This is a genomic window from Mixta sp., from assembly GCF_024610815.1.
Classification (GTDB): domain Bacteria; phylum Pseudomonadota; class Gammaproteobacteria; order Enterobacterales; family Enterobacteriaceae; genus Mixta; species Mixta calida.
In genome coordinates this window covers 1-12,570 of sequence record NZ_JANION010000019.1, presented here as the reverse complement: position 1 = coordinate 12,570, position 12,570 = coordinate 1, and the positions used below count along the sequence as shown (strand labels likewise).

11 protein-coding genes are annotated in these 12,570 nt (G+C 57.3%); 10 read left to right on the top strand and 1 reads right to left on the bottom strand.

Annotated elements, in window-relative coordinates; all coding sequences use genetic code 11:
• Positions 1-23: 23 nt before the first annotated feature.
• The 4 genes from dnaJ (at position 24) to MYY08_RS00970 (ending at position 5,183) form a co-directional block, all read left to right on the top strand.
• Positions 24-1,163, top strand: a complete 1,140-nt coding sequence (gene dnaJ / locus MYY08_RS00985) for a molecular chaperone DnaJ (RefSeq protein WP_038628385.1) — start codon at positions 24-26, stop codon at positions 1,161-1,163.
• A gap of 255 nt (positions 1,164-1,418) precedes the next feature.
• Entirely contained in the window at positions 1,419-2,570 is a 1,152-nt protein-coding gene (gene nhaA / locus MYY08_RS00980; RefSeq protein ID WP_038628382.1) for a Na+/H+ antiporter NhaA, read from the top strand.
• Positions 2,571-2,630: 60 nt separating this feature from the next.
• Positions 2,631-3,521 (top strand): transcriptional activator NhaR, encoded by an 891-nt coding sequence (gene nhaR, locus MYY08_RS00975; RefSeq protein WP_288012577.1) that lies wholly within the window; start codon positions 2,631-2,633, stop codon positions 3,519-3,521.
• A gap of 456 nt (positions 3,522-3,977) precedes the next feature.
• Complete coding sequence (locus tag MYY08_RS00970) at positions 3,978-5,183, top strand: FNR domain-containing protein (protein WP_159378717.1); 1,206 nt, start codon at positions 3,978-3,980, stop codon at positions 5,181-5,183.
• Positions 5,184-5,254: 71 nt separating this feature from the next.
• On the opposite strand, the gene rpsT is transcribed toward MYY08_RS00970, so the two are convergent.
• Positions 5,255-5,518: a 30S ribosomal protein S20 gene (rpsT, locus tag MYY08_RS00965; RefSeq protein WP_038628374.1), complete on the bottom strand. Its 264-nt coding sequence runs from the start codon at positions 5,516-5,518 to the stop codon at positions 5,255-5,257.
• A gap of 317 nt (positions 5,519-5,835) precedes the next feature.
• On the opposite strand from rpsT, the gene ribF reads away from it, so the two are divergent.
• The 6 genes from ribF to dapB form a co-directional block, all read left to right on the top strand.
• A complete protein-coding gene (ribF, locus tag MYY08_RS00960; protein ID WP_038628371.1) occupies positions 5,836-6,774 on the top strand; it encodes a bifunctional riboflavin kinase/FAD synthetase in 939 nt (312 codons plus the stop codon).
• Between the two features lie 27 nt (positions 6,775-6,801).
• Positions 6,802-9,618 (top strand): isoleucine--tRNA ligase, encoded by a 2,817-nt coding sequence (ileS, locus tag MYY08_RS00955; RefSeq protein WP_084970028.1) that lies wholly within the window; start codon positions 6,802-6,804, stop codon positions 9,616-9,618.
• Positions 9,618-10,130 (top strand): signal peptidase II, encoded by a 513-nt coding sequence (gene lspA / locus MYY08_RS00950; protein WP_038628366.1) that lies wholly within the window; start codon positions 9,618-9,620, stop codon positions 10,128-10,130. The genes ileS and lspA overlap by 1 nt, the downstream gene beginning before the upstream one ends.
• The gene (fkpB, locus tag MYY08_RS00945; protein WP_038628364.1) at positions 10,127-10,582 is read left to right on the top strand and encodes an FKBP-type peptidyl-prolyl cis-trans isomerase; all 456 of its coding nucleotides are present in this window, start codon (positions 10,127-10,129) and stop codon (positions 10,580-10,582) included. Before lspA ends, fkpB begins: the two co-directional genes overlap by 4 nt.
• Complete coding sequence (gene ispH / locus MYY08_RS00940) at positions 10,579-11,532, top strand: 4-hydroxy-3-methylbut-2-enyl diphosphate reductase (protein ID WP_038628361.1); 954 nt, start codon at positions 10,579-10,581, stop codon at positions 11,530-11,532. The genes fkpB and ispH overlap by 4 nt, the downstream gene beginning before the upstream one ends.
• Positions 11,533-11,778: 246 nt before the next feature.
• The coding region (gene dapB, locus MYY08_RS00935) for a 4-hydroxy-tetrahydrodipicolinate reductase (protein ID WP_288012569.1) at positions 11,779-12,570 on the top strand (792 nt) is incomplete at its 3' end.

Sequence of the window (12,570 nt, the reverse complement as noted above, 5' to 3'; positions counted from 1 at the left end):
TGTTAAGGGCAGGAAAGATAACAATGGCGAAAACAGACTATTACGAGATTTTAGGCGTCCCGAAGTCTGCGGAAGAGCGTGAAATCAAAAAGGCCTATAAACGCCTGGCGATGAAGTACCATCCTGACCGCAATCCGGGCGACAAGGAAGCCGAAGCCAAATTTAAAGAAGTCAAAGAGGCTTATGAAGTCCTGACCGATGCGCAGAAACGCGCCGCGTACGATCAGTACGGCCATGCGGCCTTTGAACAGGGCGGCATGGGCGGCGGTGGTTTTGGCGGCGGCTTCGGCGGCGGCGCGGACTTCAGCGATATCTTTGGCGACGTCTTTGGCGACATCTTTGGCGGCGGCCGTCGGCAGCGCGCGGCCCGTGGCGCCGATTTACGCTACAACATGGAGCTGACGCTGGAAGAAGCGGTCCGCGGCGTGACCAAAGAGATCCGTATCCCTACGCTGCAGGAATGTGACGTTTGCCACGGCAGCGGCGCGAAATCCGGCACGCAGCCGCAGACCTGTCCGACCTGTCACGGTGCGGGCCAGGTGCAGATGCGTCAGGGCTTTTTCACCGTACAGCAGGCGTGCCCCAGCTGTCATGGTCGCGGCTCTATCATTAAAGATCCCTGCAACGCCTGTCATGGACATGGCCGCGTAGAAAAATCGAAAACGCTGTCGGTGAAAATTCCGGCTGGCGTGGATACCGGCGACCGTATTCGCCTGAGCGGCGAAGGCGAAGCGGGCGAGCATGGCGCGCCGGCGGGCGATCTTTATGTTCAGGTCTCGGTGAAAAAACACCCGATCTTCGAGCGTGAAGACAATAACCTCTATTGCGAAGTGCCGATCAACTTTGCGATGGCGGCGCTCGGCGGCGAAATCGAAGTCCCGACGCTGGATGGCCGCGTGAAGCTGAAAGTGCCGGCGGAAACGCAGACTGGTAAGCTGTTCCGCATGCGTGGCAAAGGGGTTAAATCGGTGCGCGGCGGTAATCAGGGCGACCTGCTGTGCCGCGTAGTGGTGGAAACCCCGGTCAGCCTGAGCGAAAAACAGAAATCGCTGCTGCGTGAGCTTGAAGAGAGCTTTGGCGGACCAAGCGGTGAGAAAAACAGCCCGCGCTCGAAAAGCTTTTTCGACGGCGTGAAAAAATTCTTCGACGATTTGACGCGTTAATCGCATCGCCTCCAGACGCCCCGTCCAGGGGCGTTTTTTTATCTTCCGTTTCTCCTCTGTTCCTCTTCCATCCCTGCATATCTTTCACGCTTTACTATGATTCAGCGCTGGCCCATATCTTTGCACCACGGCGCCGTAACAAGCGAATAGTTCGTTTTTACCGAGCAATAACCGCAAAATAACCTGTTATTGCCGAATCATTAAAAGACGTATGCTTAGCAGCAAAAGCAATCGTATCGGGATGAGGAGATCGGGATGGTTAAGCGTTTTTTTGCCAATGAGGCGTCGGGCGGCATTGTGCTGATCGTGGCGGCGGCGTTAGCGATGCTGCTGGCGAATATGGATGCGACCCAACATTTTTACGCCTCGCTGCTGGCGATGCCGGTAGAGCTTCGTTTTGGCGATCTGCATATCAATAAGGATATGCTGCTGTGGATCAACGATGCGCTGATGGCGGTTTTCTTTCTGTCGATCGGGCTGGAGGTGAAGCGGGAGATGGTTTCTGGTGCGCTCGCCAGCCGTGAAAAAGCGATATTTCCGCTGATCGCCGCGCTTGGCGGCATGGTGGCGCCTGGGGTGATCTTCCTGCTGTTTAACGGCGGCGATGAGGCGACGCGCAGCGGCTGGGCGATTCCCACCGCTACCGATATCGCCTTCGCGCTCGGCGTGCTGGCGCTGCTGGGTAGCCGGGTGCCGGCGGTGCTGAAAATCTTCCTGATGGCGCTGGCGATTATCGACGACCTGGGGGCGATAGTGATCATTGCGCTGTTCTACACCAGCGATCTTTCTCTGCTCTCGCTGTCCGTGGCTGGCGCAGCTATCGTGGCGCTGGCGCTGCTGAACTACTTTGACGTGCGACGCACCTCGGTATATATGGTGGTGGGCGCGGTGCTGTGGGTAGCGGTGCTGAAGTCAGGCGTACATGCGACGCTGGCGGGCGTGATTATCGGCTTTTTTATTCCCCTGGCGGAAAAAGAGGGGAAATCGCCGGCGCGCGTGTTGGAGCATGGACTGCATCCCTGGGTCACCTGGCTGATTCTGCCGCTGTTCGCCTTTGCCAACGCGGGCGTCGCGCTGGATGGCGTATCGGCGAGCGATATCTTCTCGCTGCTGCCGCTGGGCATTATTCTTGGTCTGTTTATCGGCAAGCCGCTGGGCATTACGCTTTTCTGCTGGCTGGGTATTCGCCTGGGCATCGCGAAACTGCCGCAGGGAAGCTCGCTGCGCGATATCGCCGCCATCGGCGTGCTGTGCGGCATCGGCTTTACCATGTCGATTTTTATCGCCTCGCTGGCCTACGGCGATCTGAGCGCTGAGCTGATCGTGTTGGCGAAGCTGGGGATCCTGAGCGGTTCGTTGATCTCGGCGGTAGTAGGGTATCTGCTGCTGCGTAACAGATTGCGTTAAGCGCATAGCTGGCAGGCCGCAGGGAAGGATGATGCTGAGGCTTAGCACAAGGAGTCATTGATGTCGCAGATTAACTATAACCACCTCTACTATTTCTGGCAGGTTTGCAAGCAGGGTTCGATTGTCAGCGCGGCGGAGACGCTTTTTCTCACGCCGCAGACTATCACCGGCCAGATTAAGGCGCTTGAGGAACGGTTGCAGGGCAAGCTGTTCAGGCGACAGGGCAGGGGTATTGTGCCGACTGAGTTAGGGCAGCTGGTGTTCCGCTACGCCGATCGCATGTTTACGCTCAGCCAGGAGATGATGGACATCGTGAACTACCGCAAGGAGTCCAACCTGCTGTTTGATGTCGGCGTGGCGGACGCGCTGTCGAAGCGGCTGGTGAGTAAAGTGCTGGAAACGGTGGTACAGGATGATGAACGCATCCATTTACGCTGTTTCGAATCGACCCATGAAATGCTGCTGGAACAGCTTAGCCAGCATAAGCTCGATATGATCCTGTCCGACTGTCCGGTAGATTCTACCCAGCAGGAGGGGCTGTTCTCCGTTAAGCTGGGCGAATGCGGCGTCAGCTTCTGGTGCACGCCGCCGCTGCCGCAGCGGCCGTTTCCCGCCTGTCTTGAGGAGCGGCGCCTGTTGATCCCCGGACGGCGCTCTATGCTGGGCCGTCAGCTGCAGCGCTGGCTGAGCGCGCAGGCGCTGCAGGTAGAGATTCTCGGCGAGTTTGACGATGCGGCGCTGATGAAAGCCTTCGGCGCCGCTAATCATGCCATTTTTGTCGCGCCCACGCTTTACGGTCAGGATATTTATCACGACAGCGACATTCAGGAGGTGGGAAGGCTGGAAGAGGTGATGGAAGAATACTATGTGATTTTCGCCGAACGCATGATCCAGCATCCAGCCGTGCAGCGTATTTGCAATCATGATTTTTCCGCATTATTTTGCGGTTGATAACGAATTATCATTTAGCGGGATCTCTTTTCCGCGCGGCCTTTATTTTCTTTATTACAGCAGGTGGAAAAACAGATTGTTTCGCTACGACTTTCGATCCACCTGTTAACAGAGTTTTTGCAGTTTTGTCTGGTTTCCTTCATCCATTGGCAATTAGGCAAAATTCTCATTTTTTCAATATTCATTTACTGCCATTTTACCTTTCTTTACGCTACGCCCTGATAACCCACAACCTTGAGGACCCCATACCTCCCCGGCGCGCTGACGGCGGTGTTATGACGTCCATCCAACGGACGGAATAAGGTCATCTCAGGAGCAAATATGCAAAACGAAAAGAATAAAACGGCGTCTGTTTTAAACGTTCCCCACCCGGGATTAACACGGCAATTTTCTTTCCCCGCACTGTCTCATTATCAAATGCTGTTTATTACGGTCAGCATGATCAATTTATCGATAATGAGCTGGGCATTCGCCAGCGGCAGCTGGTGGAACGAGAACCATATTTCCACAGGCAACTTCGGCAATATGGTGATCGCTAATCTTTGCGTTACGGTGCTTATTCGTCAGCAATATCTGATTAACGGACTGTTTCAGCTGGTCTGGCGGGTGCCGACGCACTGGCCGCTGGCGCTGCGTCGGCATCTGGCAAACGTCTATCAGTTTGGCGGGCTGCACTCCGGCTGCGCCACCTTTAGCTGCATCTGGCTGCTGCTGTTTACCCTGGCGGCGTTTTATCAGCAGCGGGCGCAGGGCGGCCTGTCAACGGAGCTGCTGACGATTAACGCGCTGCTGGTGATAATGCTCACTCTGATCTGCCTCACCGCGTTGCCGCAGGTAAGGCGGCGCTATCATAACCTGTTCGAGCATATGCACCGTTACGTCGGCTGGGGCTCGCTGGCATGCTCCTGGCTGCAGGTGCTGTGGTTTATTCGCGACAGCCACCATGGAGAATGGCGCTGGCATCACGTCAGTCACGCGTTCGCCTTCTGGGGACTGCTGACCATTACCTGCAGCATCATCCTGCCCTGGCTGCGTCTGCGACGCGTGCCGGTGAAAGTGACGCGGCCTTCCTCGCACGCCGTCATTATTGAGTTTGCGCTACCGCACGATCCCTTCCCGGGATCGACGCTGCCCATCAGCCTCGATCCGCTGACGGAATGGCATGCGTTCGCTAATATTCCGCTGGTGACCCGACCGGGCTGCCGGATGCTGATCTCGCGCGCCGGCGACTGGACCGGACGCTTTATTGATAACCCGCCTTCGCACGTCTGGTTTAAGGGCATTCCTACCCCTGGCGTCGGCAGCATGAACAAAATTTTCAACTCGGTGGTTTACGTGGCGACCGGCAGCGGCATTGGCCCGTTGTTGCCGCATCTGGTGAACAATCCGCGGCCCTGCAAACTCATCTGGTCAACGCGCAATCCAATCGTGACCTACGGCGAAGCTTTCGTGAATGAGATTATCGCGGCGCATCCCGGCGTGCTGATTTGGGATACTGACGCCCACGGCAAGCCCGACCTGCTTTCGCTGGCCTGTCAAAAGGTGAAGGAGATCGATGCGGAGGCGGTGATTTGTATCGCTAACCGGCCGCTGACCGACTATGTGGTGGAAGGGTGCGAAGCGCAGGGGATTGCGGCCTACGGCGCCATTTGGGATTCGTGATTCGCCTGAATCGCAGACAAAAAAAACCGGCCAGATGGCCGGTTCTTTCAAAGCTGATTAACAAGCGGCGATTAAGCCAGTTTGTTGATCTGTGCAGTCAGGTTTGCTTTATGACGTGCAGCTTTGTTCTTGTGGATCAGACCTTTAGCAGCCTGACGGTCCACGATCGGTTGCATTTCGTTAAATGCTTTCTGTGCAGCTTCTTTGTCGCCAGCTTCAACTGCTGCGTATACTTTCTTGATGAAAGTACGCATCATGGAACGACGGCTTGCGTTATGCTTGCGACGTTTCTCAGATGTTACGGCGCGTTTCTTAGCTGATTTGATATTAGCCAAGGTCCAACTCCCAAATATGTTCTATACGGACAAATCAAAGGCCGAGGACTATGCCTTTTACGCCTTATTTTGTCAATGGATTTGTGCAAATAAGCGCCGTTTTACAAACAACGCCCGGTTACGTAATTGATGGCGCAAGATTCTACCAGTTTCCCTTCGCTGAATACAGTATTTCGCAAGAAAAAAAGCGCTATTCCCGGCGCTCAGGCTCTGCGGCAAGGAAATCGTCGCCAGAACGACGGAAAGGCGCCGCGACGGGTTAACCTTGGCGGTTGTACAAGGTATAATCCGCTGATTTCCACCAACTTGAGTCAGCCATGAAGTTTATACGCGGCATTCACAATCTTCGGACGCAGCATCGCGGCTGTGTGCTGACTATCGGCAATTTCGATGGCGTGCATCGTGGCCATCAGGCGCTGCTGGCTCGCCTGCGCGAAGAGGGACAGCGTCGCGGCCTGCCCGTGATGGTTATGCTGTTCGAGCCGCAGCCGCTTGAGCTGTTCGCAGCCGATAAAGCGCCGGCGCGCCTGACGCGTCTGCGTGATAAACTGAAATACCTGGCGCAGGAGGGCGTCGACGCCGTGCTGTGCGTACGCTTCGACCGCCGTTTCGCCGCGGTTAGCGCGCAAAGCTTCGTGAACGATCTGCTGGTCGATAAGCTGGGCGTACAGTTTCTCGCCGTTGGTGATGATTTCCGTTTCGGCGCTGGTCGCGAAGGGGATTTCCTGTTATTACAGAAGGCGGGCGCGGAGTATGGCTTTGACGTTATCAGCACCCAAACCTTCAGTGAAGGCGGCAGACGCATCAGCAGCACGGCGATTCGCCAGGCGCTGGCGGAAGATAATCTGACGCTGGCCGAGGCGCTTCTGGGGCACCCGTTCGCCCTGTCGGGCCGTGTTGTGCATGGCGATGCCCTGGGCCGCACCATCGGTTTCCCTACGGCGAATATTCTGCTGCGGCGCATTGTTTCGCCGGTAAAGGGCGTTTATGCCGTAGAAGTCTACGGCTTAAGCGAACATCCCCTGCCTGGCGTGGCGAACATCGGAACGCGGCCAACGGTCGCCGGTCTGCGTCAGCAGCTGGAGGTGCATCTGCTGGATACGGCGATGAATATGTACGGACGCCATATCGACGTGGTGCTGCGCCAAAAAATACGTAACGAGCAGCGTTTTCCATCCCTGGATGCGCTTAAAGAGCAAATTGCTAAAGATGTGGTGACGGCCCGCGCATTCTTCGGGCTTAAAACACCGGTGTAACAACCGAAACACGGAATCGAGAATCTGATGAGTGACTATAAATCTACCCTGAATTTGCCGGAAACGGGGTTCCCGATGCGTGGCGATCTCGCCAAACGCGAACCGGGTATGCTGCAACGCTGGTATGATGACAATCTGTACGGCATCATCCGCGAAGCCAAAAAAGGGAAAAAAACCTTTATTCTGCACGATGGCCCTCCCTATGCGAACGGCAGCATTCACATTGGTCACTCAGTCAATAAGATTCTGAAAGACATTATTATCAAATCCAAAGGTCTGTCGGGCTTCGACTCGCCGTACGTGCCGGGCTGGGACTGTCACGGTCTGCCGATCGAACATAAGGTCGAGCAAATGATCGGCAAGCCGGGCGAGAAAGTCAGCGCCGCCGAATTCCGCGAAGCCTGCCGTAAATATGCGGCTGAGCAGGTCGCCGGCCAGAAAACCGACTTTATCCGTCTTGGCGTGCTGGGCGACTGGGAACATCCTTATCTCACGATGAACTTCCAGACGGAAGCCAACATCATCCGTGCGCTGGCGAAAATCATCGGCAACGGCCACCTGCATAAAGGCGCGAAGCCGGTGCACTGGTGTCTCGACTGCCGCTCCGCGCTGGCGGAAGCGGAAGTGGAATACTATGACAAAACGTCGCCGTCTATCGACGTGATGTTCAACGCCACCGACGCCGCCGCGGTCGCCGCGAAATTCGGCGCGAGCAGCGTACAAGGCCCGATTTCGCTGGTGATCTGGACCACCACGCCGTGGACCATGCCGGCCAACCGCGCCATCTCGCTGCACCCAGAGTTCGAATATCAGCTGGTGCAGATCGAAGGCCGCGCGCTGATCCTGGCGAAAGACCTGGTGGAAAGCGTGATGAAGCGCGCTGGCGTCAGCGAATGGACGGTATTAGGCAGCACGACCGGCGCGACGCTGGAGCTGATGCGTTTCCAGCACCCGTTCCTCGCTTTTGACGTGCCGGTCGTACTGGGCGAACACGTCACGCTGGATGCCGGTACCGGCGCGGTGCATACGGCGCCGGGCCACGGCCCGGATGACTATGTGATCGGTCAGAAATATGGTCTGGAAACCGCTAATCCGGTAGGGCCGGACGGCTGCTATCTGCCAGGCACCTACCCTGAACTGGACGGCGTGAACGTTTTCAAAGCCAACGATATGATCGTCGAGCTGCTGCGCAGCAAAGCGGCGCTGCTGCACGTTGAAAAGCTGCATCACAGCTATCCGCACTGCTGGCGGCATAAAACGCCGATCATCTTCCGCGCGACGCCGCAATGGTTCGTCAGCATGGATCAGAAAGGGCTGCGCGCGCAGTCGTTGAAAGAGATCAAAGGCGTGCAGTGGATCCCGGACTGGGGTCAGGCGCGCATCGAATCGATGGTGGAAAACCGTCCTGACTGGTGTATCTCTCGCCAGCGCACCTGGGGCGTGCCGATGGCGCTGTTCGTGCATAACGAAACCGAACAGCTCCACCCGGATACCCTGACGCTGATGGAAAAAGTGGCGAAGCGCGTTGAGCAGGACGGCATTCAGGCGTGGTGGGATCTCGATCCGCGCGATCTGATGGGCGACGATGCCGATCATTATCGCAAGGTGCCGGATACGCTGGACGTCTGGTTCGACTCTGGATCGACGCACGCGTCGGTGGTCGACGTGCGCCCGGAATTCCACGGCCACAGCGCCGATATCTATCTGGAAGGTTCGGATCAGCACCGCGGCTGGTTCATGTCCTCACTGATGATTTCCACGGCGATGAAAGGCAAAGCGCCTTACCGTCAGGTGCTGACGCACGGCTTCACCGTCGACGGCCAGGGCCGCAAGATGTCCAAATCGTTGGGCAACACCGTCAGCCCGCAGGATGTGATGAACAAGCTGGGCGCGGATATTCTGCGTCTGTGGGTCGCCTCGACCGACTACTCCGGCGAAATGGCCGTATCGGACGAGATCCTGAAGCGCTCTGCCGACGCCTACCGTCGTATCCGCAACACCGCGCGTTTCCTGTTGGCCAACCTGAACGGCTTTAACCCGGAAACCGATCTGGTGAAGCCGGAAGAGATGGTGGTGCTGGATCGCTGGGCCGTGGGCCGCGCGCAGGCGGCGCAGGCGGACATCATCAACTCTTACGAAAACTATGATTTCCATGAAGTGGTGCAGCGCCTGATGCAGTTCTGCTCGGTGGAGATGGGGTCGTTCTACCTCGACATCATCAAAGACCGTCAGTACACCGCGAAAAGCGACAGCGTGGCGCGTCGCAGCTGCCAGAGCGCGCTCTGGTATATCGCCGAGGCGCTGGTGCGCTGGATGGCGCCGATCATGTCCTTTACCGCCGACGAAATCTGGAGCTACCTGCCGGGCAAACGCGCGCAGTATGTCTTCACCGAAGAGTGGTACGACGGCCTGTTCGGTCTGGCGGACAATGAGTCGCTGAACGACAGCTACTGGGCTGAGCTGCTGAAAGTGCGCGGCGAAGTCAACAAGGTGATCGAGCAGGCGCGCGGCGACAAGCGCATCGGCGGCTCGCTGGAAGCGACGGTCACGCTGTATGCCGACGCCGCGCTGGCCGAAAAGCTGACCGCGCTGGGCAACGAGCTGCGCTTCGTGCTGCTGACTTCCGGCGCGCAGGTGGCGGACTACGCGCTGGCGCCTGAAGAAGCGCAGCAGAGCGAGACGTTAAAAGGTCTGAAAATTGCGCTGCATAAAGCGGAAGGGGAGAAATGCCCGCGCTGCTGGCATTACACTACCGATATTGGCCTGGACGCCGCGCACCCGGATATTTGCGGACGCTGCGTCACTAACGTCGCCGGTAATGGCGAAGAGCGTAAGTTTGCCTGATGCGTAAATCACTTTCTGCAACCGGACTGCGCTGGCTCTGGCTGGTGCTGGTGGTTATCGCCGTCGATTTCGCCAGTAAGCAATGGGTATTGGATAACCTTGCGCTGCACGAAACGATGCCGGTAATGCCGTTTTTTAATCTGTTTCATGCTCATAACTACGGGGCGGCGTTTAGCTTCCTCGCGGATAAGGGCGGCTGGCAACGTTGGTTCTTCGCCGGCATCGCTATCGCTATCGTTGTGGCGCTGCTGGTGATGATGTATCGCACAGCGGCCAGCCAGAAACTTAACAATATCGCCTACGCGCTGATTATCGGCGGTGCGCTGGGCAACCTGTTTGATCGCGCCTGGCACGGCTTTGTCGTCGATTTCATCGACTTCTATATTGGCGGGTGGCATTTCGCCACCTTCAATATTGCCGACTGCGGCATCTGCGTCGGCGCCGCGCTGATCGTGCTGGAGGGCTTTTTTACCCCTTCCGGCAAACAGGCGAAGCAAAAGGGCAAGGCATGACCGACTCTGTACAGCGCGATAGCGCGGTGCTGCTGCACTTCACGTTAAAGCTGGAAGATGGTTCGACGGCGGAATCGACGCGCGCCAACGGCAAACCGGCGCTGTTTCGCCTTGGCGACGGCAGCCTCTCTGACGCGCTGGAAACGGCGCTGCTCGGACTGCGCGTCGGCGAGAAAAAAGCGTTTACGCTGGAGCCGGAAGCGGCGTTCGGCAGCGTCAGCCCCGATCTGATTCAGTACTTCTCACGACGCGATTTTATTCAGACGGGCGAGCCGGAAGTCGGCGCCATCATGCTGTTTACCGGTATGGACGGCAGTGAAATGCCGGGCGTTATCCGCGAAATCGCGGGTGACTCGATTACCGTTGACTTTAACCATCCGTTAGCCGGTCGCACCGTTCACTTCGATGTCGAGGTGCTGGAGATCGACCCGGCGCTGGAGAGTGACGCATGAAAATCCTGTTAGCGAATCCGCGCGGCTTTTGCGCCGGCGTCGATCGCGCCATCAGTATCGTAGAACGCGCGCTGGAGATGTACGGCGCGCCAATCTACGTGCGTCATGAGGTGGTGCATAACCGCTACGTGGTGAACAGCCTGCGCGAACGCGGCGCCATTTTTATCGAGGAGATCGCAGAGGTGCCGGACGGTGCCATTCTGATCTTCTCGGCGCACGGCGTGTCACAGGCGGTGCGCGCGGAAGCGAAAGCGCGCCAGCTGACGATGCTGTTCGACGCCACCTGTCCGCTGGTGACTAAAGTGCATATGGAAGTAGCGCGCGCCAGTCGCAAGGGCACCGAAGCGATCCTGATTGGTCACGCTGGCCACCCGGAAGTGGAAGGCACCATGGGGCAGTACAGCAATCCGGCGGGCGGCATGTATCTGGTGGAATCGCCGGAAGATGTCTTTACGCTGCAGGTGAAGAATGAAAACAACCTGTGCTTTATGACGCAAACCACGCTGTCGGTTGATGATACGTCAGCCGTTATTGATGCGCTGCGCCAGCGTTTCCCGCAGATAGTCGGGCCGCGCAAGGATGATATCTGTTATGCCACGACTAATCGCCAGGAAGCGGTGCGTAGCCTGGCCGCAGAGGCAGATGTGGTATTAGTGGTGGGGTCGAAAAACTCCTCTAACTCTAACCGCCTGGCTGAGCTGGCGCAGCGCGCCGGCAAGCGCGCGCAGCTGATCGATTCCGCAGAGGATATTCAGGAAAGCTGGCTGGACGGCATTGATTGCGTCGGGGTTACCGCAGGCGCCTCCGCGCCCGATATCCTGGTGCAGGAAGTGATCCAGCGGCTGCGGCAGTTTGGCGGCCAGGAGGTGATCGAGCTAAGCGGCCGTGAAGAAAACATCGTTTTCGAAGTGCCGAAAGAGCTGCGTCTCGAAGCGCGCCAGGTCGATTAATTCTCTTAGCCCGGAACGGTTTCACCTTCCGGGCTTTCTTTATGCGCTTTTCTATTCCCCAGCTTCTTTTCCCGCTCAGCTGCTTGCCCCGACGGCATCAGCGATCTGTCCTGTTGATTTCACTCGCTAATAACGTCCGGATGCTGGCGCAAATTTCTTATTATCGCCGCGCAGCACTGGTAGAGTCTCTCATCGGAGATTAACCTGTTTGGCTGAGTAAGCGAAACCTGAATTGAGAAAACAGCGATGACACAAACACAATGCCGTATAGCGATTGTTGGCGCCCCTGGACGCATGGGCCGACAGTTAATCCAGGCCATTCAGCAGGCTGAGGGCGTTTCACTCGGCGCCGCGCTGGCGCGTAAAGGCTCCTCACTGGTTGGCAGCGACGCGGGCGAGCTGGCGGGCATCGGCGCGCTGGGCGTACCGGTTAGCGACAGTCTGGATGCGGTGGTTAATGATTTCGATATCCTGATCGATTTCACCCGCCCGGAAGCGACGCTGGCGTATCTGGATTTCTGCCGTCAGCATAAAAAGAACATGGTTATCGGCACCACCGGTTTTGATGAGGCGGGAAAGGCGGCGATCCAGCAGGCCGCGCAGGAGATTGGCATTGTGTTCGCCGCGAACTTCAGCGTCGGAGTCAACCTGATGCTGAAGCTGCTGGAGAAGACGGCGAAAGTGATGGGCGACTATGCCGACATCGAAATTATCGAAGCGCATCACCGGCATAAAGTCGATGCGCCATCCGGCACCGCACTGGCGATGGGCGAAGCCATTGCGGATGCTATGAACTGGGATTTAAAGCAGCATGCGGTCTATGCCCGTGAGGGGCATACCGGCGAGCGTGCGGAAAAAACCATCGGTTTCGCCACCGTGCGTGCAGGCGATATCGTGGGAGAGCATACCGCGATGTTTGCGGATATCGGCGAGCGCATAGAGATTACCCATAAGGCTTCCAGCCGTATGACGTTTGCAAAAGGAGCAGTACGCGCCGCGATATGGGTAAATAGCTCAAAATCGGGGCTTTATGATATG